Below are 23831 nucleotides of genomic sequence, written 5' to 3' on the forward strand. Positions count from 1 at the left end.
ACAAGGGCGCGCAGGCTCGATCGGAAGCTGCCTACAACAAACAAAGCGGCATCGACCCGGCGCGGGCTTTCCTGACCACGGCGCTATGGGTCATCGAGGGCACGACGGCCAGCAAGGCTGGCCGCGTGCGGCGGTCGCGGCTCAGCCGGCGACCGGGGAGCGCCAGTCGTCGGAGCCGGAGGTGCCGGAGACTTCGTGGGTCCAGGTGATCTTGCGGTAGGTGAAGTGCACGTCTTCCAGGTGGGTGAAGTGGGCGTTGCCCGGGTCCTGGCAGTTGTGCATGTAGTCCTTGATGTCGACGATGATCGCGTCTTCCAGGACGGTGGTGTAGTAGTGCTCCTGGGTGCCGGCGGCGGAGGTGCGGTACCACTGGATCTCGACCTTGGTCAGGCGCTCGCCGGAGGTCAGGGCGGCCAGCAGCAGCGGCGAGGCCTTGTCGAAGACCTTGGTGATGACCACCGGCTTGTGCACGCGCTGGCCGGTCGGCTGGCCGGACTGCGGATCGCGCGGGATGATCACTTCGTGGTTGAAGCCCTGGACCATCACCTGGTCCTCGTGGCCTTCCTGGTAGGTGTTGCCGACCGAATCCTCGGTGAAGGCGCCGGCGGTGATCAGGCCCTGCTTGGTGCCGGTGATGGACATATAGGCGGGGGTTGCCATGGATGCTCTCCTTGCGTGAGTAGGAAATCCCGCGGGTTGGACCACCCCTCGGGCAACTTCACCTAACAATTCTCATGCCAGTGTTTTAACTATCCTTATAAATCAAACGCATCCGACGGATAATTGTTATCCATGTCTCGTTTTGAATGAAAAATAACAAGTGAATTGAGCAAGAAGTTGCGCAGTGCTGTGCAACTTTTTGCGCAGTAGTGTCCAGGCCAGTATTTTCAAGGGCTGTGGGCTGTTATTGGGGGTGTTTCTTGGTTTTCATTGTGCAACTTCTTGCACAATCGCTATTACGCTCTAAATCAGCTGTTGGTCCGCTTGGAAGGCCTATGTTTCGAGGCTCTCCAGAGGAATCCACTGTTGTCTGCCTTATTTTTTATAAATTGTTAACTACCTGTTTTGGTAGGGTTTTCCAAATGGCCATCAATGTCGTTATGATGGCTATAGCCAAGCCGTAAAGGGCATGGACGCAGACGCCCGACGTTTGGCTGAAAATCTTTCATTGATTCGTATCAATGAATAGGAAAATTCCCAAAGAGGGAATGTCCTGTTGCTTGCCAGTTTTTATGTTGTTTTCATGGAAAAGGCAAAGAGCTCTTCAGACTATTGGGATTTTCGTTCGGTTTTTATGCCAACTAGTTGAATTGTTAAGATATTCATTGGCGCACATGGTGTGCATTGAAGGGTTAGGATGACCTATTCGAGCAAGCTCTCCTCGCATTATCTGGAACTCGCGGAACAGCCGATTTCAAAGGATGTCTTTGCGGGTGAGGATGTGCGTTTTTCCAGCGAATACGAGGCGCTGGAAAATGAGCTGGGCAAGGCGCTCTCGCTCCATGAGAACGGCCAGACCGACTGGTTGAAAATCCTGGAAAACAGCGAAGCGCTGCTTCGTGCCCAATCCAAGGACCTGCGTGTTGCAGCCTGGTTGACCTGGGCCCTCTACCAACGGGAATCCTTTCCCGGTTTGCTGGCCGGACTGGGATTGCTGGAACGTCTGTGCAGCCGGCATTGGGTCGAGATCCATCCGCTCAAGGCGCGCACTCGCGCCGCGGCCATTGCCTGGCTGGTGCCCCGGCTGGAGCAGGCGCTGAACGAGAACGTACCGATCAAGGAGCAACTCCCCCTGTTCCGGCGTCTCGCCGAGCACCTGGAAAAACTCGATACCGCGCTGGCCACGCAACTGGGCGACGACGCGCCCTTGTTGCTGCCGATCAGCCGACGCCTTTCGGGCATGCTCCAGCGCGCCGCCGACAACCAGCCCGAACCTGGCGTGGTCGGCGCCGTGGTGGCCCAGGTCAAGCAGGCGGCCAGCCAGTTGCTGGCGCCGGGTGCGCCCATCGACAACGAGCGCGACGCCCACAAGGCCATGCGCGCCCAGCAGGAGGCCGCACGCCCCCTGTGCGCCTGGTGGCTGAAGCAGAAAGCCACCGATCTGCGCGCGCTGCGCCTCAACCGGACGATGCTCTGGCTGCCCATCGAGTCCATGCCCGAGCGCAATGCCGAACAGGTCACCGCGCTAAGGGGAGTGCCGGCGGACAAGCTGAAAAGCTACCAGGAGCGTTTCGCCCAGGGCCTGTACGCCGATCTCCTGGTGGAGCTGGAGGCGAGCCTGGCACGGGCGCCGTTCTGGTTCGACGGCCAGCGCCTGGTCTGGGAGTGCCTGCAAGGGCTCAACGCCGAGCAGGCGATGCGGGAAGTCGAAATGCATTTCGCCTTGCTCCTGCAGCGTCTGCCGGGGCTGGTGGAGCTGCGTTTCCACGACGGCAGCGCATTCGCCGATGCGGCCACCCGTGGCTGGATCAGCGCCCATGTCATGCCCCATCTCCAGAACGACAGTGCGCCGCGCAAGGTCGAGACCGTGGCCCTGCAGGCCGAATGGGACGTCGCCCTGGACGAGGTCCAGCCGGTGTTGCGCAAGGACGGCCTGAAGGCGGCGGTACAGGTGTTGAAGCAGGGCATGAAGCGCGCCCACGGCGGGCGCGCCCGGTTCTTCTGGCAACTGAGCCTCGCGCGACTGTGCTTCCTGGCGAAGAAGTACGAGCTGGCCAAGACCCAGCTGGAGAGCCTCGACCATCAGTTGCACGAATCGGGATTGCACGCCTGGGAGCCCGATCTGGCGCTGGATGTACTGCACCTGCTGCATAGCTGCTGCGAGCTGTTGCCGCAGAACCACGCCGTGCGAGAACGCAAGGAAGACATTTATCGCAGGCTGTGCCACCTCGATCTCGAGGTGGTGCTCGAATAGGGCTTCGCGCCCTCAATTCTCAAGGAGAAAAAGCCATGGCCAAAGAAGGCTCGGTAGCCCCAAAGGAACGCATCAACGTCACTTTCAAGCCCGCCACCGGCGGTGCCCAGGAAGAAATCGAACTGCCGTTGAAGCTACTGGCGATCGGCGATTACACCCAGCGCGGGGATGAGCGCAAGGTGGAGGACCGCAAGCCGATCGGCATCGACAAGATGACCTTCGACGAGGTCCTGGCCAAGCAGGAGCTAGGGCTGACGCTGAGCGTACCCAATCGTCTCCAGGAGGAGGGCGGCAGCGACGAGCTGGCGGTGGGGCTGCAGATCAACTCGATGAAGGACTTCAACCCGGCCAGCATCGTCGAGCAGGTGCCCGAGCTGAAGAAGCTGATGGAGTTGCGCGATGCGCTGGTGGCCCTCAAGGGCCCGCTGGGCAACGCCCCGGCGTTCCGCAAGGCCATCGAAAGCGTACTCGCCGACGACGAGTCCCGTAGCCGTGTGCTGGGCGAGCTGGGGCTGAGCGCCGCCCCCTCCCAGGACGCCTGAGCCACCCCTAGCCAAGGAAGCAGATACATGAGCACCAGTGCCGCACAGCAAGGCCGGAACCAGAACGGCGAATACAACATTCTCGACAGCATCATCGCCGAGACCCGCCTGAGCCCGGACGACGAGGCCTACGACATCGCCAAGCGCGGCGTCTCCGCCTTCATCGAGGAATTGCTCAAGCCGCAGAACGACGGCGAGCCGGTGAAGAAGGCGATGGTCGACCGGATGATCGCCGAGATCGATGCCAAGCTCAGCACGCAGATGGACGAGATCCTCCATCATCCCGATTTCCAGGCGCTGGAGTCGGCCTGGCGCGGCCTGCAACTGCTGGTCGACCGCACCAACTTCCGCGAGAACATCAAGATCGAGATTCTCAGCGTTTCCAAGCAGGACCTGCTGGACGATTTCGAGGACTCGCCCGAGGTGATGCAGTCCGGCCTGTACAAGCACATCTACACCGCCGAATACGGCCAGTTCGGTGGCCAGCCGGTCGGCGCCATCATCGCCAACTACTACATGTCGCCCAGTTCGCCCGACGTCAAGCTGATGCAATACGTCTCCAGCGTGGCCTGCATGGCCCATGCGCCGTTCGTGGCGGCCGCCGGTCCGAAGTTCTTCGGCCTGGAAAGCTTCACCGGCCTGCCGGACCTGAAGGACCTGAAGGATCATTTCGAAGGCCCGCAGTTCGCCAAGTGGCAGAGCTTCCGCCAGTCCGAGGATTCCCGCTACGTGGCGCTGACCGTACCGCGCTTCCTGCTGCGCACGCCCTACGATCCGGAAGAGAATCCGGTCAAGTCGTTCGCCTACAAGGAGACCGTGGCCAACAGCCACGAGCATTACCTGTGGGGCAACACCGCCTATGCCTTCGGCACCAAGCTGACCGACAGCTTCGCCAAGTATCGCTGGTGCCCGAACATCATCGGGCCGCAGAGCGGCGGTGCGGTGGAGGACCTGCCTTTGCACCACTTCGAGAGCATGGGCGAGATCGAGACCAAGATCCCCACCGAGGTGCTGGTGTCCGATCGCCGCGAGTACGAACTGGCCGAGGAAGGCTTCATTTCCCTGACCATGCGCAAGGGCAGCGACAACGCCGCGTTCTTCTCCGCCAGCTCGGTGCAGAAGCCGAAGTTCTTCGGCATCAGCGCCGAAGGCAAGGCCGCGGAGCTGAACTACAAGCTCGGCACCCAGTTGCCGTACATGATGATCGTCAACCGCCTGGCCCATTACCTGAAGGTCCTGCAACGCGAACAGCTGGGGTCGTGGAAGGAGCGTACCGACCTCGAGCTGGAGCTGAACAAGTGGATCCGCCAGTACGTCGCCGACCAGGAAAACCCCAGCGCCGAAGTGCGCGGCCGTCGCCCGCTGCGCGCTGCACAGATCATCGTCAGTGACGTCGAGGGCGAGCCGGGCTGGTACCGCGTCAGCCTGAACGTGCGCCCGCACTTCAAGTACATGGGGGCGGACTTCACCCTGTCGCTGGTCGGCAAGCTGGACAAAGAGTAAGCGGAGCTTTCCATGACCGGATACGGCAGCCTGTTCGAGCGCCTGAACGGCGACGCGGATAAGCGCGTCGGCTGGAGCCGCGAGGTTTCCGCCATGGCGTCGGTGGCTGCCCATCTGGGCAAGATGCTCAGCACCCGGGCGGGCAGCGTGCAGACGCTGTCCGACTACGGGTTGCCCGATCTCAACGACATGCGCCTGAGCCTGCACGACTCCCTGAGCCAGGCCCGCTCGGCCATCGAAGGTTTCATCGAGGCTTACGAACCGCGCTTGAGCAACGTGCGTGTCGTTTCCCTGCCGCGCGACAACGACCAGCTCCGCCTGGCCTTCAGCATCGAAGGGTTGCTGGAGGTGGAAGGTTTCAAGCGCCAGGTGAGTTTCTCCGCATGCCTGGATGGCAGCGGCCAAGTGACGGTCAGCTAAGGAGGTTTCGATGTCCGGCAAACCCGCAGCCCGCGTTTCCGATCCAACCGCTTGTCCGCTCCCCGGGCACGGCAGCAATCCCATCGTCGTCGGTTCCGCCGACGTGTTCTTCGACGGCCTCGCGGCGGCCCGCCAGGGTGACGCCTCGGCCTGGCGCGCTTCGATGCCTGGTTCGTCCATGAGGTCTTCTGAGATGGGCGCGAATCGGGTCGATTACGGAAAGACAACGGACACCGTGGGTTTCCGATCTTCAGGCCAGAAATGTCATTGCGGTTTTGGCGGCAGCGGTCAGACGACTGCCATCAGTGAAACGATATCCAGCAGGTAGGCCGTGTCCTTCAATCATTACTACCAGAGCGAACTCACCGCACTGCGCCAGCTGGGGCGCCGTTTCGCCGAGCGTAGCCCGGCCCTGGCCCCGTTTCTCGGGCAGGTCGGACGCGATCCGGATGTCGAGCGCCTGCTCGAGGGCTTTGCCTTCCTGACCGGGCGGTTGCGGCAGAAGCTGGACGACGAGTTGCCGGAACTCAGCCACTCGATGATGCACCTGCTGTGGCCGAACTATATGCGCCCGCTGCCGGCTTTCAGCATTCTCCAGTTCGACCCCCTGACCCGCCCGGGCGGGGCGCTGCGCGTGGAGCGCGATACGCCGGTCGAGAGCCGGCCGGTGGGCGAGGTCGCCTGTCGCTTCCGTACCTGCTACGCCACCGAGGTCCTGCCGCTGGTGCTGGAGGCGCTCAACTATTCGGTGACCGGCGAAGGCGCGCTGCTCGGCCTGCGCCTGGCGATGAACTGCGACGGGCACCTCGGCGAGCTGGGCCTGAGTCGGCTGCGCCTGCACCTGGCCGGCGAGCGCTACATCAGCCAGATGCTCTACCTGTGCCTGCTGCGCAACCTGGAGAGCATCCAGCTGATTCCGCTGGACGCCCATGGGCGGCCGCTGGATGGCGTGGCCGGCAAGCCGATGTCGTTCCGCCTGACGGGCGAGCGGGTGCAGCCGGTGGGTTTCGCCGAAGACGAGGCGTTGATTCCCTATCCGCTGAATACCTTCCGTGGCTATCGCTACCTGCAGGAGTACTTCGCGTTCCAGGACAAGTTCCTGTTCGTCGACGTGGATGGCCTGGACCTGCTCGGCGCGCTGCCCGAGGAAACCCTCAAGCAGGTCCGCGGCCTCGAGTTGCGCTTCGATATCCGCAAGAGCGGCATCCAGCGCCTGCACCCGACGCTGGAGAACGTCAAGCTGTACTGTACGCCGGTGGCCAACCTGTTCCGCCACGATGCGCTGCCGATCCGCCTCGACGGCAAGCAGGACGAGTACCTGCTGATGCCGGCCGAATACAGCCTGGAGGACTGCGGGGTGTTCTCGGTAGAAGGCGTCACTGGCTGGCGGCCGGGCGGGCTCGGCTACCAGGCTTACGTACCGTTCGAGTCCTTCGAGCACGATCCCAGCTTCGACGTTCCCGAAGCACGGCCCCACTACAGCGTCCGGCAACGGACCTCGTTGCTGCACGATGGCCTGGACACCTACCTGAGCTTCGGCATCCGCCATCCCGAGCAGATCGAGACGCTGTCGGTGGAACTGACCTGCACCAACCAGAACCTGCCCCAACGGCTGCGCCTGGGCGATATCTGCGTCGCCTGCGAAGGCACGCCGGAGTTCCTCGGTTTCCGCAATATCACCCCGGCGACGCCGAGCTACGCGCCGCCGCTGAACCGCGATTTCCTCTGGAAACTGATCAGCAACATGTCGCTCAACTACCTGTCGCTGGCCAACGTCGACGCGCTCAAGGTGATCCTCGAAACCTACGACCTGCCGCGCTACTACGACCAGCATGCGGCGAAGGTCAGCAAGCGCCTGCTGGGCGGGCTCAAGGCGGTCCGCCACGAGCATGTCGACCGCCTGCATCGGGGCCTGCCGCTGCGCGGCTTGCGTACCGAGCTGACGATCGATCCGGAAGGCTACATCGGCGAGGGCGACCTGTTCGTGTTCGCTTCGGTTCTGAACGAATTTTTCGCGCTTTACGCCAGCATCAACTCCTACCACGAGTTGCGGGTGAGGAGCACACAGGGAGACGTGTACCAATGGAAACCGCGCATGGGTTTGCAGCCCCTGCTGTAAGCGCGCTGGCCCGGGGCATTCGCGAGTACTCGCTGTTCCAGGCGGTCCTGCTGGTCATGGATCGCCTGCGCGAGGAATATCCCGGCCTGGGAGACGAGGCGCTCTACGATCAGTTGGAATTCCAGGCCAATCCTAGCCTCGGCTTCCCGGGCAGCGATGTCGATCGGGTGGAGTTCTTCGAAGAGCGCGGCATGCTGCGGGCGCGGCTGCGTTTCAACCTGATCGGCTTGTTCGGTGCCAGTTCGCCGTTGCCGGCGTTCTACAGCGAGCAGGCTCTGGGCGACAGCGAGGAGGGCAATCCTACGCGGAACTTCCTCGATCTCTTCCATCACCGCCTGCATCGGCTGCTGTTGCCGATCTGGCGCAAGTACCGTTACCGGGTGAGCTTCCAGAGCGGTGCGAGCGATGCGTTCTCCGCTCAGTTGTTCGCCCTCGTCGGATTGGGCGGGGAAGAGATCCGCAAAGCCAGGGAACTGAACTGGAAACGCCTGCTGCCCTACCTGGGCCTGCTCAGCCTGCGGGCGCACTCGGCGGCCTTGATCGAGTCGGTGCTGCGCTACTACTTCAAGCATGCCGAACTGGTCGCCGAGCAGTGTATCGAACGGCGCGTCGCGATCCTCGAAGAGCAGCGCAACCGACTCGGCCTGTTCAACAGCCAGCTTGGCGAAGACGCGGTGCTGGGCGAACGGGTCCGCGACCGCAGCGGCAAGTTCCGCATTCATATCCGCCAGCTCGACTGGCAGCGCTTCCACGAGTTCCTGCCGATCGGTCCCGGCTACCAGCCGCTTTGCGCGCTGGTCCGCTTCACCCTGCGCGACCCGCTCGACTACGACATCCGGCTGGTCTTGCGCCACGAGGAAATCCGCGAGTTCCGCATCGGCGCGCAGAACGCCTGCCGCCTTGGCTGGACCAGTTGGCTGGGCCGGGAGCGCGCCGATGGCGTGGTGACGCTGGGCAGCAAGATTCATTAAGGATGGATGAGCATGATCAACGTAGACCTGCAACAACTGATTCAGGCGCTGGATGCCGACACCCGGCGCGACCTCGAAGGCTCGGCCGAGCGCTGCGTAGCCCGTGGCGGCAACAAGGTACTGGTGGAGGACCTGTTGCTGGGCCTGCTGGAGCGTCCCCAGGGACTGCTGGCGCGCGCCCTGCAGGATGCCGCGGTGGACGCCGGCGAACTCAACGCCGCGTTGCAAGCGCGGGGCGAGCACAGCGCCTCGCGCAATCCGGTGTTCGCGCCCGAGCTGGTGCAGTGGCTGCAGGATGCGCTGTTGCTGGCCAACCTCGAACTGGGCCGTAGCCAGATCGACCAGGCGGCATTGATCCTGGCCCTGCTACGCAACCCGTTGCGCTATGCCGGCAGCCGCTACCAGCCGCTGCTGGCGCGGCTCGACATCGAGCGGTTGAAGGATTTCGCGCTCTCGCAGCCGCTGGAGGGCGCGCCCAGCGGCAAGCCGGGCGGCGGCGAGTCCCTGTTGCAGCGTTTCACCCACAACCTTACCCAGCAGGCGCGCGACGGCAAGCTCGATCCGGTGCTCTGTCGCGACGGGGCTATTCGCCAGATGGTCGACATCCTGGCCCGTCGGCGGAAAAACAACCCCATCGTGGTCGGCGAGGCTGGCGTCGGCAAGACCGCCATCGTCGAAGGCCTGGCCTCGCGGATCGCCGCAGGGGAAGTGCCGCCGGCGCTGAGGGACGTCGAGCTGTTGTCCCTCGACATGGGCCTGTTGCAGGCCGGTGCCAGCGTGAAGGGCGAGTTCGAGCGGCGCCTTAAAGGCGTCATCGACGAAGTGAAGGCAGCGCCCAGGCCGACCATCCTGTTCATCGACGAGGCCCATACGCTGATCGGCGCGGGCGGTCAGGCCGGCGGCTCGGATGCCGCCAACCTGCTCAAGCCGGCCCTGGCACGTGGCGAGTTGCGCACCATCGCGGCGACGACCTGGGCCGAATACAAGAAGTATTTCGAGAAGGACCCGGCGCTGGCCCGGCGCTTCCAGCCCGTGCAGTTGCATGAGCCGAGCGTTGCCGAGGCGGTGACGATCCTGCGTGGCCTGGCCCGGGTTTACGAGGAAAGCCACGGTATCTACCTGCGCGACGACGCGGTGGTGGCCGCCGCCGAACTGTCCGCCCGCTACCTGGCGGGTCGCCAGTTGCCGGACAAGGCCGTCGACGTCCTCGACACCGCCTGTGCGCGGGTGCGCATCAGCCTGGCGGCGGCGCCGGAGAGCCTCGAGCGCCTGCGCGGCGAGCTGGCCGAAGGCGAGCGCCAGCGCCAGGCCCTGCGCCGCGATGCCGAGGCAGGCCTGCCGATCGACCACGATGCCCTGCAGGCGCTGGAGGAGCGCCTGGCCCAGGCGGAAAGCGAGCGGCACGTACAGGAGGACCAGTGGAGCCGCCAGCGCGAACTCGCCGAGCGCCTGCTCGCCCTGCGCCAGCAATTGGCCAGGGCCCGCGAGGCGAACCGGGAAGAGCAGGGCAGCGAGGCGGACGCGGAGGCTTTCCCGGCCGACGAGCATGGCGGTGTCGAAGCCTTGGAAAAGGCCCTTCACGAAACCCGCCAGGCACTCGCCGATGCCCAGGCCCAGGGGCGGCTGGTCAGCTTCGAGGTCTGCCCGCGCCTGGTTGCCGAGGTGATCGGCGCCTGGACCGGCGTACCGGTGGAACAACTGGCGCGGGAACACAACGCCAAGGTGATGGGGTTCGCTGACGACCTGCGGGCGCGGATCCGTGGCCAGGAACAGGCGGTCAGCGCCCTGGACCGCGCGATGCGCGCCACCGCGGCCGGGCTGAACAAGCCCGATGCGCCGGTCGGCGTGTTCCTGCTGGTGGGCCCGAGCGGGGTGGGCAAGACCGAGACCGCGCTGGCGCTGGCCGACCTGCTGTATGGCGGCGAGCGTTTCATCACCACTATCAACATGTCCGAGTTCCAGGAGAAGCACACCGTCTCGCGCCTGATCGGCGCGCCGCCCGGCTATGTCGGCTATGGCGAGGGTGGCATGCTCACCGAGGCAGTACGCCAGAAGCCCTATTCGGTGATATTGCTGGACGAGGTGGAGAAGGCCGATCCGGACGTGCTCAACCTGTTCTACCAGATCTTCGACAAGGGCGTGGCCAACGATGGCGAAGGGCGCGAGATCGATTTCCGCAATACCTTGATCCTGATGACCTCCAACCTCGCCAGCGAGCACATCGCCGCGCTTTGCCAGGACGGCGCGCGACCTTCCGCCGAACTCCTGGAGGAAACCATCCGGCCGGCGCTCAGCCGGCATTTCAAGCCGGCGCTGCTGGCGCGCATGCGCGTGGTGCCTTACTACCCGGTGGGCGGCCCGGTACTGCGCGAGCTGATCGAGATCAAGCTGGAACGCCTCGGCGAGCGTCTGGCCCGCCGTCAGCTGGCTTTCGACTACAGCCAGGCGCTGGTGGATCACCTGGCCGAGCGTTGCACCCAGAGCGACAGCGGCGCACGGTTGATCGACCACCTGCTGGACACGCACCTGCTGCCGCTGGTGGCCGACCGTTTGCTGGAAGCGATGGCGCGCGACGAGCGTCTCGAGCGGGTCCATGCGACGCTGGGCGAGCACGGCCGCGTGCTCTGCGAGTTCGCCTGAGGTGGGTGCGATGTTCAGCCGCGTACCGCAACCCCTGGCCTTCGCCGAAGCCCTGCTCGCTCAGTTCGGCGCGCTGTCGCGGGAAACTGACATCGCGGCCCTGCTGGGCGGTTTCGCACGCGCAGTCGGCGAACTCAGCGGCTGCGAGCTGAGCCAGCTGTATCTGCTCGACCAGACCCATACCGCGCTCACCCTCAACGCCGAATGCCGGGACGGCCTGTTGCAGGCGCTGGAGCCGTCGAGCCTGCCGGCGGACTACACCGGCGAGCAGTTGCTGCAGTTCGCCCTGTGCCAGAACCGCGTGGTCAGTCTCGTCGACCTGCCGTCGCGGCTGCACGAGACCGGCTTCCTGCCGGCAGGGGAGCAGCCCTGGCTGTCCCTGCTCTGCGTTCCGCTGGTGAGCCCGGAGAAAACGGTCGAGGGCATGGTGGTCTGCGCCACCCGGCGCCCACTGGACCTGCAGGGATTCGCCCATCCACTGGGCCAGTTGGGCTCGTTCGTGCTGGCCCAGCTGCATCTGCTGCAACGCCTCTCGCAACCCTCCGGCGAGCCGCAGGGACCGTCCAGCGCGCCGGTGGTCAGCGGCTACGGGCTGATCGGCAGGAGCGCGGCGATGCGTGAGACCTGCCGCCTGATCAGCAAGGTCCTGCACAACCCCTATACCGTGTTGCTGCAGGGCGAGACCGGTACCGGCAAGGAGGTGGTCGCACGGGCGATCCACGAGTACGGCCCGCGGCGAGCACAGGCGTTCGTGGTGCAGAACTGCGCGGCGTTTCCGGAAAACCTGCTGGAAAGCGAGCTGTTCGGCTACCGCAAGGGCGCCTTTACCGGTGCCGAGCGCGATCGTCCCGGGTTGTTCGATGCCGCGGATGGCGGAACCCTGCTGCTCGACGAAATCGGCGACATGCCCCTGTCGCTCCAGGCCAAGCTGTTGCGCGTGTTGCAGGAAGGCGAGATTCGCCCGCTCGGCGGCAACGACACGCACAAGGTCGATGTACGCATCATCGCCGCTACCCACCGTGACCTCGCCCTGCTGGTACGCGATGGCAAGTTCCGCGAAGACCTCTACTACCGGCTGGCGCAGTTTCCCATCGAGTTGCCGCCGTTGCGCCAGCGCGAGGGCGACGCCCTCGAACTGGCCCGGCATTTCGCCGAACGCGCCTGCGTGTTCCTGCGCCGCGCGCCGCTGGGCTGGTCCGCGGAAGCGCTGGAACTGCTCGACGGCTATGGCTTTCCCGGCAACGTTCGGGAGCTGAAGGGACTGGTGGAATGCGCGGTACTGCTCTGCGAAGGCGAGGTGCTGCTGGCCGAACACTTTTCCCTGCGCGCGCCCCCGGAAGCGGAGGCGCCGCTCAAGCTGCGCGAGCACCTGGAGCAGATCGAACGGGACCTGCTGCTCGCCTGCCTGCGCAGGAACGCTGGCAACCAGACCCTCGCCGCGCGCGAACTGGGTCTGCCGCGACGAACCCTGATCTATCGCATGGGACGCCTGAACATTCATTTCGGCGATCCCCGGACCTGAAACCCATGATCGAGATTTCCTTCCAACCAGCCCAGTCGGGCGCGCGCCTGGAGCGCGGCGTCCGCGGCCCTTCCATGGAGACTCCCTGATGCCTGTTCGTCACTGGCCCGCCGTGCTTCTGGCCCTGGCCGTCCTCTGCGGCCTCGCCGGTTGCAGCGGCAACTACAAATTCAACGACGGCGACTATCGCCCGCTTGGCGATCCGCAGGCGGTCAATCGCGGCAAGTGACCGCAAGGAGCGATCTCATGGAACTGGTATTGGAAATGCTCAGCGCCAAGCAATTCGTACCGACGGAGCTATGCAGCAAGACCTTCGGCAGGAACGGCGGCCTCATCGGCCGCGGCGGTGAGTGCGATTGGGCGATTCCTGATCACAAGCGGCACCTGTCCAAGCAGCATGCGCGGGTCAGCTATCGCAACGGCGCGTTCTACCTGACCGACACCAGCAGCAACGGCATCCGCGCCGGCAACGGCAGCCGCCTGCCGCATGGCGAGCCGCAGCGCATCGAGCAGGACAGCGTCTTCCTGCTCGGCGACTTCGAGATCCGCGCGCGGTTGCTGCGCGAGCCCGACGAGCTCGCCATGGACGTCGGGCGGCCGCAGCCGGCGGGCAGCATCATTCCGGACGATGCCTTCCTGGCCCTCGATCCGTTGCAGGCGCTCGACCAGGACGGTGCAGATGCCTACGAACTCGACGACCTGAGCGCGATTGCCCAGCCCAGCCAGGAGGCCGGGGCGCGTGCGGACTACGCGCGGATCGACATGGAAAGCCTGGTCGTACCGGAGCTGGTGCCCGCCCCGGCGGCTCCGCAGGAACCCGTGGAAAGTCCGCGTCCGGGTCACGACGAAGCCTTCTGGCAGCGTTTCGGCCAGGCCCTGGGAATGGACCTCGAAGGCCTCGACGGCGCTGCGCGCGAAGCGCTGGCGATCAACGCCGCCGGTTTGCTGCGGCAGTGCATCGGCGGCTTGCAGCAGAGCCTGCGGACCCGCAGCGAACTGAAGAACGAACTGCGCCTGTCGCTGAGCACGTTGCGCGATACCGGCAAGAATCCCTTGCGCTTCAGCGCCGATGCCGGCGAGGCGCTGGGTCATCTGCTACGGGATGGCAAGCCTGGCCAGTTGAGTGGCGAACAGGCCGTCGCACGCAGTTTCCGCGACCTCCAGGCGCACCAGGTGGCGCTGCTCGGCGCCAGCCGGGCGGCGGTGCGCGCGACCCTCGAGCATTTCTCGCCGCAGCAGCTGACCCTGCGTTTCGAGCGCGACGGCCGCCGGCCGTTGCTGGCCACCGCGGGCAGCCGTTGGCGTGCCTACGGTCGCTACCACCAGTCGCTATGCCAGGACGACGATTGGAGCGAGCGCCTGTTGGCGCGTGATTTCGCCCAGGCCTACGAAGAGCAGGTTCGCCTGATTTCCACCCTCTACACCGAGCACCAAGGATGATCGCCATGTCTCGTCGCCCGATCCCGCCAGCCAGGGCGCTGGCCATGCTCGCCGTCCTGGCGCTGCTGGCCGGCTGTTCCACGCTGTCGCCGTATTCCAGACTGACCAAGCTCGACCTCGCCCTGAGCGCCGGCGAGCGGGTCAATCCCGACCTCAATGGCCGGCCGTCGCCGGTGGTAGTGCGGCTGTTCGAGCTGAAGCACCCGGTGGCGTTCGAGAACGCCGACTTCTTCAGCCTCTACGAACGTCCCAAGGAGACCCTGGACCCCGACCTGGTGACCAGCGAGGAGCTGGAGCTGCGGCCCGGCGAGCGGGTCGAACTCAAGCTCAGCGTGGAGGAGGGGAGCCGCTACGTGGGCGTGCTCGCCGCCTACCGCGATCTCGGCGAGGCAAGCTGGCGCTACGTGGTGCCGGTCACGGCGAAAGAGCTGACCCGGGTAGAGCTGAAGCTGGGCCGGAAGGGCATCCTGAATGCCGGCGAACTGCTCGGCAAGGCGGGTGACGCGCGATGAACGTGCACAAGATCGTCTGGCAGGAAGGCATGCTGCTGCGCCCGCAGCACCTGCAACACAACGACCGCTACTACGACAACCAGATGAAGGCCCGGACCCAGTTGCTGGGCAGCTACAACTGGGGCTTCCTCGCCCTGGAGCTGGACCGCCAGTTCCTCAACATGGGCAAGCTGGTGATCAGCCAGGCCTCCGGCGTACTGCCCGACGGCAGCCTGTTCGAACTCGGCGGCAACACCGAGCCGCTCGCCCTCGACGTGCCGCCCAATACCTCGAACGTGCCGATCTACCTGGCCCTGCCGCTGGTCACCGGTAACCACATCGAGGCGCGCCGGCCGGAGCAGGCCGAGGTCCTGGCGCGCTATACCGCCTACGATCTGGAGGTGGCGGACTCCAACGCCGGCGAGGATTCCATGGTGCAGGTCAGCTGCGCGCGGCCGGATTTTCGCCTGCTGCTCGGCGAGCAGCAGAGCGACCAGGCCTACGTCAAACTGAAGGTGGCGGTGGTGCTGGATACCACGCCGGACGGGGTGATCAGCCTCGACCCCGACTTCGTGCCGAGCTACCTCCACGCCCACGCATCCGCCTACCTGCTGTCCTGCCTGAAGGAGGTGATTAGCATGCTCGGCCATCGCGGCGACACCATCGCCGAGCGTATCCGGTCCAATGGCAAGGTCGGCGGCGCGGAGGTCGGCGATTTCATGATGCTGCAACTGATCAATCGCACCGAGTTGCTGCTGCGCCACTACCTGGGATTGGAGCAGGTGCATCCGGAGCAGTTGTACCGGGTGCTGCTGACCATGCTCGGCGACCTCGCCACCTTCGGCAGCGAGAGCAAGCGTCCGCGCCTGGACAGCCGTTACCAGCACAGCGACCAGGGCGCCAGCTTCCGCAGGCTGATGGAGGCGATTCGCCAGGTCCTGTCGATGGTGCTCGAGCAGCATGCCATCGAACTGCCTCTCCAGGCCCGCCAGTACGGCATCCTGGTCTCGCCCCTGCACGACCACAAGCTGCTCGGCAGCGCCTCGTTCGTGCTCGCCGCCAGTGCCAATTGCGAGTCGGAGGAACTGCGCCAGCGCCTGCCCGCGCATCTCAAGGTGGGTGCGGTCGAGCACATTCGCCAGTTGGTCAACCTGCACCTGCCGGGGATCCGGGTCAAGCCGCTGCCGGTGGCGCCGCGGCAGATCCCGTTCCACTCCAACAAGACCTATTTCATTCTCGAACCCAACGCCGAGGATATGACCCAGCTGGAGCGCTCCGGCGGTTTCGCGTTCCACGTATCCGGCGAGTTCTCCGAGCTTGAACTGAAATTCTGGGCCATCAGGAACTGAACATGATCAAGGAAAGGGAATACCACGAGGACGAGAAGACCGTCCTCCTCGATCACCAGGGACAGGTACCGGCCCAGGGGCCGCTGACCGATTTCGCCGAACCGCCGCGCTTCGAGCAGCTCGAGGAGCGGATGATCTACGCGGCGCGCCTGCGTCCGGGCGAGGCCTTCAACGTCAGCCTGAACCCGCTGGTGGCGGCGGCTTCCGAACTGCTTTCGGAAGTGGTCCGGCTCAAGCACAGCACCGTGCTGGAGAACCTTGCGGCGCTCAAGGAGCGGTTGACCTCCGCCATGAAGCTCTTCGAATTCCGCGCCGTGCAGGATGGCGTGGAAAACAGCCAGGTCATGGCGGCGCGCTACGTGCTGTGCACGGTGGTCGACGAGGCGGTGGTGACCACCCCGTGGGGCAACGAAAGCGAATGGTCGAAGATCAGCCTGCTGAGCAGCTTCCATAACGAGACCTTCGGCGGCGAGAAGTTCTTCCAGTTGCTCGACCGGCTGTCGAAGAACCCGGTCAAGCATCTGCCGATGCTGGAGCTGATGTACCTCTGCCTGGCCCTAGGCTTCGAGGGCAAGTACCGGGTGATGGCTCGCGGCGTGCTCGACCTGGACGGTATTTCCGATGCGCTCTACCGGCAGATCCGCCAGTTGCGCGGCGACGTGCCGCGCGAACTGTCGCCGCACTGGCAGGGGCTCAGCGACCAGCGTCGCGGCCTGGTGCGGATCGTGCCCTGGTGGATGGTGGCGCTGTTCACCCTGGTCTGCCTGGTGGTGATGTATTCGGGATTCGCCTGGGTTCTCGGCGAGCAACGCGACACGGTGCTGCAGCCTTACCAGTCGCTCGATGCGGCGGCAGGACAGCCCGGTTCGTAAACACAGGGACGCGAAATGAAAAACTTCTTCAAGAAAGTCGGCGCCTTCCTGCGCAAGACGTGGGTCTGGACGCTGTTGCTGGTACTCCTGGCGGCATTGCTGGTGTGGTTCGTCGGGCCGCTGCTGGCGGTCGCCGACTACAAGTTCTGGGAAAGCCCGACCTCGCGGTTGCTGAGCATCAGTCTGATGTTCCTGGTCTGGGGGCTGGCGATGGTCTTCGTCAGCTGGCGCGCCGGAGTGCGGCGCAAGGCCGTCGAGGACAGCGACGAGGGCCAGGAGCGCCTGCGCCGCGACGGTCTGATCGAAGACGAACAGAAGGAATTGCGCAGCCGCTTCAAGGACGCCTTGCGCACCCTGAAGACCTCCAGCCTGTACCGCGGTCGTAGCGAGCGCTGGCGCAACGAGCTGCCCTGGTACCTGCTGATCGGCCCGCAGGGAAGCGGCAAGACCAGCCTGCTGGACTTTTCCGGACTGGAGTTCCCGATCAACCGGATCGACCGCAAGCTGACCCGCGATACCGCCGGCACGCGCTACTGCGACTGGTACTTCGCCGACCACGGCGTCCTGATCGACACCGCCGGGCGCTACCTGACCCAAGCCGACGGCGAGGTCGACGGGGGCGCCTGGGCGACCCTGCTCGGCCTGTTGCGCAAGCGCCGCCGCGCACGGCCGCTGAATGGCGTGATGGTGTCGATTCCGGTGGAAACGTTGCTCAGCGACGACGAGATGGCGCTGGATACGCTGGCTCGCCAGGTGCGCGCGCGCCTGCAGGAAATCCAGCAGACCCTGCACCTCGATCTGCCGGTCTACCTGGTGCTGAGCAAGGCCGACCAGTTGCTCGGCTTCGACGAGTTCTTCGACCAGTTGAGCCGCGAGGAGAGCGACCAGGTTCTGGGCACCAGCTTCGGCAAGGAGCAGAACGGCACCGATGTGACGGTCCTGCGCCAGGCGTTCGAGGACCTTCTGCGACGCCTGAACAGCCAGGTGATCATGCGCATCCACCAGGAGCGCGATACCCTGCGTCGCGGTCGCATCCTCGACTTCCCGCACCAGCTTGGCCAGATCGGCGAGCGGTTGTGCCTGTTCGTCGAACTCGCCTTCACCGGCAATCGCTACCAGCGCGCCAGCCGCCTGCGCGGCTTCTACCTGACCAGCGCGCCGCACCTGGCCCAGCAGCTGGATGAGGACACCGCCGGCATCGGCGCCAACCTGGGGATCGCCAGCGGCCTGCTGCCGACCCTGCGCAACGGGCGCTCGCGCTTCATCCATCACCTGCTGAGCCAGGTGATCTTCCCCGAGGCCAACCTGGCAGGTCTCGATCGCCGCGAGCGCACGCGCATCCACTGGGGCCAGCGCGCCCTGTACGTCGGTTCGCTGGCGCTCCTTCTGCTATTCGGCCTGCTCTGGGCTGGCGGTTTCTCGGCCAACCACGAGCGCCTGGAGCGGGTCCGCGAGCTGGCGCAGCAATGGGCCCAGCAGCGCCAGGCGCTTGGCGAGCGCGACGACGCCATGGCGGCGCTGAAGACGCTGGATAGCAGCTATGCGGCGACCACCGTGTTTCCGCCCAAAGGGGAAGTCTCGCTGCACGAGCGCGCCGGGCTGTACCAGGGCAACGAGGTCAACCCGCCGCTGGCCGCTGCCTATCGCCGCGAGCTGGAGACGCAACTGCTGCCGCGCGTGGCGCGGATGCTCGAAGCGCAGATCCGCGGCAACATGCAGAATCGCGAACGCCTGCTCAACAGCCTGCGGGCCTACCTGATGCTGAATCTGCGCGAGCGCCGCGAGAACGGATGGCTCAAGGACTGGGTGGCTACCGAATGGTCGCAGCGCTATGCCGGCAATGGCACCGTGCAGAATGGCCTGAACACGCATTTCGCCCGTCTGCTCGAGCAACCGTTCAGCTATCCGCTGAACGACACCCTGGTGGCCCAGGCGCGCCAGGTGCTGCGCAGCGAGTCCCTGGCCAACGTGGTCTACCGGGTGCTGCGCGAACAGGCGCGAAGCCTGCCCGAGTATCGCTTCGGCCAGCACCTGGGGCCGCAGGCCGGTCTGTTCGTCGGCACCGACTACGTGATCCCGGGGTTCTACACCCAGCAGGGCTACCAGCAGTACTTCGTGGTCCAGGGCGCCAGCCTGGTCAACGACATCCTTCGCGACAACTGGGTCCTGGGCGAGGGCAGCGGGATCAGCGACATGGACCTGCGGCGCCTGATGGTCGAACTCGAGCAGCTGTATTTCCGCGACTACGCGAACTTCTGGAGCGAGGCGGTCGGACGCCTGGGCCTGCTGCCGTTCAACGATGCCGGCGAGGGCGCCGACCAGGTTTCCGGGCTGCTCGCCGCCAACTCGCCGATCCTCCAGTTGTTGCTGGAGGTCCGTGAGAACACCCGTTTCCCGGTCCTGGCGGAGAGCGCCGAGGCGCTGGCAGAGGCCAGCGACAAGGCCGCGGAAAAGGGCGGCAAGCTGGGCAAGGCGGCCGCCGCGGCGGCCGGCAAGGCCAGGGACGCGTTGGCGAAGAACCTGCCGGATACCGCGAAGAAGTCCCTGCAACGCCGCTTCGAGCCCCTGCATCGCCTGCTCGACGATAACAACGGCCCGGCGGCCGACCTCACCCCGCTGTTGCAGGCGCTCAACGAGTTGCAGTTGCAACTCGCCGGACTGGCGCGCGCCAGCCAGCCGGAGCAGGCGGCTTTCGACATGGCGAAGAGTCGCATGGGCGGCCAGCGCGATGCCCTGAGCAACCTGCGCAACGCCTCCGCGCGACTGCCGCGACCGCTTGGCGGATGGTTCAGCGTGCTGGCCGAAGACGCCTGGCGGCTGGTCCTCGGCGATGCCTACCTGTACCTCAACCAGCGCTACCAGAGCGAGCTGTACGGTTTCTACAGCAAGGCGATCAACAAGCGCTACCCGTTCAACGCGCACAGCGCCAGCGATGTCGCGGTCAGCGATTTTCGCGAGTTCTTCAAGGCGCAGGGCGTCGCCGAACGCTTCTTCGAAACCTACATGCGGCCCTTCGTCAGCGGCGACCCGGGCAGCTATCGCCTGCGCAGCGTGGACGGCTACAGCCTGCCGATGTCCAAGGTCTATCTCGACCAGATGGGCACGGCCCAGGTGATCCGCCAGAGCTTCTTCGCCGAGAACCCGGCCGAGCCACAGGTGCGCTTCCGCCTGGAGCCCTATACCCTCGATCCTGGCGTCAGCCGCGCCGAGTTCCGTTTCGACGGTCAGTCCATGGAATACCGCCACGGCCCGATCGTGCCGATGTCGTTCAAGTGGCCCAGCGACGCCGACGGCGGCCGCACCAGCCTGGTGCTGGAGAAGATGGCCGGACGACCGGTGGGAATCGAACGCAATACCGGGCCCTGGTCGCTGTTCAGGCTCTTCGACCTGATGCAGACCGAGTACCTCAGCGGGCGTGACGTGATGGTGCTCAAGGCCGACCTGGGCGGCCTGCGCGCCAACTACCTGCTGCTCGCCCAGCGCACGCCGAATCCGTTCGATCTCGCGGTCCTGCGCAGCTTCCGCATGCCGGTGCAGCTCTGATGCAACGCACCGAGCCCTGGCGCAGCGCGGCGCGCACGGATCGCGGCAAGGTCCGCGCGCGCAACGAGGATGCCTTCCTGGACTGCCCGGATCGCGGGCTCTGGGCGGTCGCCGATGGCATGGGCGGGCACCAGGCCGGCGACCTGGCCAGCCGGATGATCGTCACCAGCCTGGCGGAACTGCCGGCCCGGGCGGGATTCGACGAGCGCCTGAACGCGATGCGCCAGTGCCTGCACTGGCTCAACCGGCGCCTGGGCGAGGAACTCACCCTCAGCGCCGAACGCGGCGACAGGATCATCGGCAGTACGGTGGTGGCGCTGGTCGTGGAGGGTTCGCGGGCGGCCTGCGTGTGGGTCGGCGACAGCCGCTGCTACCTGTGGCGCGGCCAGCGGCTGTACCAGCTGTCCCGCGACCACTCGCTGTTGCAGCGACTGGTCGACGAACGGCGGATGGATATCGAACAGGCCCGCGCCTATCCCTCGGCGCGCGCGCTGACCCGTGCCGTCGGCGCCAGCGAACAACTGGTGCTGGACGTGTTGGAACTGGAGGTGCATCCCGGTGATGTCTTCCTGCTCTGCAGCGACGGGCTCTACGAAGAGCTGAGCGCCGATGCGCTGGGCCGCGCGTTGAGCCTGGCATCGCCGCAGGTGGCGGTGGAGCGGCTGTTCGACGGCGCTCTGAGCGGCGCCGCGCGGGACAACCTGACGGCCGTGGTGATCCGCCAATGAACGAACCGCTGTCGTCGCTGGAGCTGCTGCCGGAGGAGGAGGGCGGCGCGAACCTGACCTATTTCGCCTTCGCCGCCCCGACCGCCTCGGCGCCGGACCTGCCGGCGGTGTTGCCCGGTCCGCTGCCGGACGTTCTTTCCGGGCGCTACCGTCTGGAGCGGATGCTCGGCGCCGGCGGCATGGGCACGGTATACCGTGCCCGGGACCTGCTCCATGAGCAGTTCGGCGACCCGGCGCCGCTGGTAGCGTTGAAGCTGCTCAACGAATCGGTCGCCGAGTCACCCGACGCCAGCGCCTTGCTCTATAGCGAGTTCGCCCTGACCCGGCGCTTGCGCCATCCGAACGTCGTGCGTCTGTTCACCTTCGACGTCGACACCGCCTGCCAGCGCGCCTACATCGTCATGGAACTCATGCCTGGCCTGCCGCTCGATCGCCTGCTCTGCGAGCGTCCCGAAGGCCTGCCCTGGTCCGAGTTGAGCGCGATCGCCCGGCCGTTGCTGGACGCCCTGGCCTATGTCCACGAACAAGGGGTGCTGCATGGCGACCTGAAGCCGAGCAACGTGATGCTCGGCGAGGAGGGCGTGCGGCTCTTCGACTTCGGCCTCGGCCAGGCGCAGGCAGGCATCCTGGACGGCCTGCCGCAGCTCAGCCGGGGCCGCATCGACGCCTGGACCCCGGGCTACGCCGCTCCCGAACTGCTCGAGGGTGCGCCGTTGTCGCCGGCAGCCGACCTGTATGCGCTGGCCTGCGTCCTCTACGAACTGGCCGACGGTCGCCATCCGTTCCGCCGCCTGCCCTCGAACCAGGCCCGGGAGCAGGGGCTGGAGCGCCAGCTGCGCGCGCCCGGACACCTGCCTCGGCGCTGCTGGCCGGCGCTGCGTACCGCCCTGAGCCTCGACCCCGAACGGCGCTGCATCGGCGTCCGCGAATTGCAGGAAGCGCTGGGCGCGCGGCGTTCCTGGCTGGCCGGCGTTCTTGCCCGTTGAGCCGGCGGCGCTCGGTTTGCAGGACCTCTACGGCCGCTCTCCGCAAGCGCTCTGCAGGGCGATACGATTGCCTTCGCTGTCCCTGATCTCGGCGATGAACACGCCGTCGCCAAGCGGCGTCTTCGGGAAGAGGATTTCGCTGCCTTCGCCGAGGGCCCGGGCAAGGACGACATCCAGGTCCGCGACATTCAGGTAGATGATCGCCCCATGTAGCGTAGGCACGTAGACGTCGCCCTCGGCGAGTGCGCCGCTGGCACCGTCACGGCCTTCCTCGAAGGGGAAATGCGCCATTCTGCTTCCGTGCAGGGTGGCTACCTCGCCGAACGCCACTCCGAACACCGAGGCGTAGAAACGCATCGCCCTCTCCAGGTCGGACACCGGTATTTCCACGTGCGCGATCAGGTTCATTTCCTTCCTGTCCTGTCGGGACCACTGGTGACGCCGCTTTCCGGCGACGATGGCGGATGTTCAGCCGCGCGAAACCGAGCGGATCGGGCGGGCATGCCGCCGCGAGGGGGGCGAATGAATTCATGCGAAATTCATTAACATCTTGTCCCGCTTGACCGGCGTCAATACCCGTACTGCGTCACAAAAATACCCTGGCCCCAGGCCGTTCGGAAAGGCCGTTCGCTGTTCGCTTGGGGGAAGTCATCATGGCGCATCTGGTCTGGCAGGATGACCTGAATACCGGTATTCAGGTCATCGATAATCAACACAAACGCATCGTCGAGATGATCAATCACCTGCACGACGCCCAGCAAGGCAAGGAACACGCGGCGATCGCCGAGGTGATCGAGGAGCTGGTGGACTACACGCTGTCGCACTTCGCCTTCGAGGAAACCCTGATGGAGGATGCCGGCTACCAGTTTTCCCGGGCGCACAAGAAGATCCACGAGCTGTTCATCCGCCGGGTCTCCGAATACCGGGTGCGCTTCCAGGCCGGCGAGGATGTCGGCGATGAACTCAAGGGCTTGCTCTCGCGCTGGCTGTTCAACCACATCCGCAACGACGACGCCGGATATGTGGATGCGGTACGCCACAGCATGTCCGAACTGGTCAAGGACAAGAGCGAGGGCGGTTGGTTGTCGCGCTCGATGAAGCGCTTCTTCGGCTGATCGCCGGGGAAGGAAACGCAAAACCGGCCCAGTGGGGCCGGTTCTTTCGCCAGCGGACCTGGCCTCAGCGGATCAGGCTGAGGAATTCGCTGCGGGTGGCTGCGTTGTCGCGGAATTCGCCGAGCATCACCGAAGTGACCATGGACGAGTTCTGCTTCTCCACGCCGCGCATCATCATGCACATGTGCTGGGCCTGGATCACCACCGCGACGCCGAGGGCGCCGGTGACCTGCTGGACCGCCTCGGCGATCTGCCGGCTCATGTTCTCCTGGATCTGCAGGCGGCGGGCGTACATGTCGACGATCCGCGCGACCTTCGACAGGCCGAGCACCTTGCCGTTCGGAATATAGGCCACGTGGGCCTTGCCGATGAAGGGCAGCAGGTGGTGCTCGCAGAGCGAGTACAGCTCGATGTCCTTGACCAATACCATTTCGCTGTTGTCGGAGCTGAACAGGGCACCGTTGACGACTTCTTCCAGGCTCTGTTGGTAGCCGCGGCACAGGTACTTCATGGCCTTGGCGGCACGCTTGGGCGTGTCCAGCAGACCTTCGCGGTTAACGTCCTCGCCGAGCTGGGTGAGGATCGAGGAGTAGTGTTGTTCCAGGGACATGAGCGTTCCAGTCAGACGATTACCAGCGCGGAGGGTAGGACGTCGCCGGGCCGCTGGCAAGACTCG

The 23831-nt window shown here is 65.4% G+C and carries 20 protein-coding genes and 1 pseudogene; 18 read left to right on the plus strand and 3 right to left on the minus strand.

Translation table 11 applies throughout. The annotated features are described in order from the left end of the window. Nucleotides 1-141: 141 nt before the first annotated feature. The gene (locus VQ065_RS13490; RefSeq protein WP_003083317.1) at nt 142-660 is read right to left on the minus strand and encodes an Hcp family type VI secretion system effector; all 519 of its coding nucleotides are present in this window, start codon (nt 658-660) and stop codon (nt 142-144) included. Between the two features lie 697 nt (nt 661-1357). Between VQ065_RS13490 and tssA the strand changes: the two genes are divergently transcribed. From tssA to VQ065_RS13575, 17 genes and pseudogenes are all read left to right on the plus strand, one after another. Further along, complete coding sequence (tssA, locus tag VQ065_RS13495; RefSeq protein ID WP_003087587.1) at nt 1358-2914, plus strand: type VI secretion system protein TssA; 1557 nt, start codon at nt 1358-1360, stop codon at nt 2912-2914. Between the two features lie 35 nt (nt 2915-2949). Further along, nucleotides 2950-3456 carry a type VI secretion system contractile sheath small subunit gene (gene tssB / locus VQ065_RS13500; protein ID WP_003087592.1) on the plus strand — a complete coding sequence of 169 codons (507 nt, stop codon included), beginning with the start codon at nt 2950-2952 and terminating at the stop codon, nt 3454-3456. A gap of 27 nt (nt 3457-3483) precedes the next feature. Further along, the gene (tssC, locus tag VQ065_RS13505) at nt 3484-4959 is read left to right on the plus strand and encodes a type VI secretion system contractile sheath large subunit (protein ID WP_003087596.1); all 1476 of its coding nucleotides are present in this window, start codon (nt 3484-3486) and stop codon (nt 4957-4959) included. Nucleotides 4960-4971: 12 nt separating this feature from the next. After that, nucleotides 4972-5379: a type VI secretion system baseplate subunit TssE gene (tssE, locus tag VQ065_RS13510; protein WP_003087602.1), complete on the plus strand. Its 408-nt coding sequence runs from the start codon at nt 4972-4974 to the stop codon at nt 5377-5379. Between the two features lie 10 nt (nt 5380-5389). Further along, a pseudogene (locus VQ065_RS13515) lies at nt 5390-5551 on the plus strand (PAAR domain-containing protein); the annotation flags it as partial. A 159-nt stretch (nt 5552-5710) separates the two neighbouring features. Continuing rightward, entirely contained in the window at nt 5711-7498 is a 1788-nt protein-coding gene (gene tssF / locus VQ065_RS13520) for a type VI secretion system baseplate subunit TssF (RefSeq protein ID WP_003087605.1), read from the plus strand. After that, complete coding sequence (gene tssG, locus VQ065_RS13525) at nt 7462-8469, plus strand: type VI secretion system baseplate subunit TssG (RefSeq protein WP_003087607.1); 1008 nt, start codon at nt 7462-7464, stop codon at nt 8467-8469. The genes tssF and tssG overlap by 37 nt, the downstream gene beginning before the upstream one ends. A gap of 6 nt (nt 8470-8475) precedes the next feature. Continuing rightward, complete coding sequence (tssH, locus tag VQ065_RS13530; RefSeq protein WP_073660301.1) at nt 8476-11109, plus strand: type VI secretion system ATPase TssH; 2634 nt, start codon at nt 8476-8478, stop codon at nt 11107-11109. Nucleotides 11110-11119: 10 nt separating this feature from the next. Further along, nucleotides 11120-12631 (plus strand): sigma-54 interaction domain-containing protein, encoded by a 1512-nt coding sequence (locus tag VQ065_RS13535; protein WP_003087611.1) that lies wholly within the window; start codon nt 11120-11122, stop codon nt 12629-12631. An 88-nt stretch (nt 12632-12719) separates the two neighbouring features. Next, nucleotides 12720-12860, plus strand: coding sequence for a hypothetical protein (locus VQ065_RS13540; protein WP_003087614.1), 141 nt, complete (start codon nt 12720-12722; stop codon nt 12858-12860). A 17-nt stretch (nt 12861-12877) separates the two neighbouring features. Beyond that, the gene (gene tagH, locus VQ065_RS13545) at nt 12878-14071 is read left to right on the plus strand and encodes a type VI secretion system-associated FHA domain protein TagH (RefSeq protein WP_003087616.1); all 1194 of its coding nucleotides are present in this window, start codon (nt 12878-12880) and stop codon (nt 14069-14071) included. A gap of 5 nt (nt 14072-14076) precedes the next feature. Beyond that, a complete protein-coding gene (tssJ, locus tag VQ065_RS13550; RefSeq protein WP_003110438.1) occupies nt 14077-14583 on the plus strand; it encodes a type VI secretion system lipoprotein TssJ in 507 nt (168 codons plus the stop codon). Next, on the plus strand, nt 14580-15911 hold the full coding sequence (tssK, locus tag VQ065_RS13555) for a type VI secretion system baseplate subunit TssK (protein ID WP_003087620.1): 1332 nt from the start codon (nt 14580-14582) through the stop codon (nt 15909-15911). The genes tssJ and tssK overlap by 4 nt, the downstream gene beginning before the upstream one ends. A 2-nt stretch (nt 15912-15913) precedes the next feature. Further along, nucleotides 15914-16783, plus strand: a complete 870-nt coding sequence (gene icmH, locus VQ065_RS13560) for a type IVB secretion system protein IcmH/DotU (protein WP_003087622.1) — start codon at nt 15914-15916, stop codon at nt 16781-16783. Between the two features lie 15 nt (nt 16784-16798). Further along, the gene (tssM, locus tag VQ065_RS13565) at nt 16799-20326 is read left to right on the plus strand and encodes a type VI secretion system membrane subunit TssM (RefSeq protein ID WP_003087624.1); all 3528 of its coding nucleotides are present in this window, start codon (nt 16799-16801) and stop codon (nt 20324-20326) included. Continuing rightward, nucleotides 20326-21054, plus strand: a complete 729-nt coding sequence (locus tag VQ065_RS13570) for a PP2C family protein-serine/threonine phosphatase (protein WP_003087627.1) — start codon at nt 20326-20328, stop codon at nt 21052-21054. Before tssM ends, VQ065_RS13570 begins: the two co-directional genes overlap by 1 nt. Next, nucleotides 21051-22040 (plus strand): serine/threonine-protein kinase, encoded by a 990-nt coding sequence (locus VQ065_RS13575; RefSeq protein ID WP_003087629.1) that lies wholly within the window; start codon nt 21051-21053, stop codon nt 22038-22040. Before VQ065_RS13570 ends, VQ065_RS13575 begins: the two co-directional genes overlap by 4 nt. A 27-nt stretch (nt 22041-22067) precedes the next feature. On the opposite strand, the gene VQ065_RS13580 is transcribed toward VQ065_RS13575, so the two are convergent. Continuing rightward, nucleotides 22068-22448, minus strand: a complete 381-nt coding sequence (locus VQ065_RS13580; protein ID WP_003110435.1) for a VOC family protein — start codon at nt 22446-22448, stop codon at nt 22068-22070. Nucleotides 22449-22693: 245 nt separating this feature from the next. On the opposite strand from VQ065_RS13580, the gene VQ065_RS13585 reads away from it, so the two are divergent. Beyond that, entirely contained in the window at nt 22694-23155 is a 462-nt protein-coding gene (locus VQ065_RS13585; protein WP_003087637.1) for a bacteriohemerythrin, read from the plus strand. Between the two features lie 64 nt (nt 23156-23219). Here the strand turns inward: VQ065_RS13585 and folE are convergent, their stop codons facing one another. After that, on the minus strand, nt 23220-23765 hold the full coding sequence (gene folE / locus VQ065_RS13590; RefSeq protein WP_003087639.1) for a GTP cyclohydrolase I FolE: 546 nt from the start codon (nt 23763-23765) through the stop codon (nt 23220-23222). Nucleotides 23766-23831 lie beyond the last annotated feature (66 nt).

This window comes from Pseudomonas sp. KBN10P06128, assembly GCF_037574945.1.
Lineage (GTDB): Bacteria > Pseudomonadota > Gammaproteobacteria > Pseudomonadales > Pseudomonadaceae > Pseudomonas > Pseudomonas aeruginosa.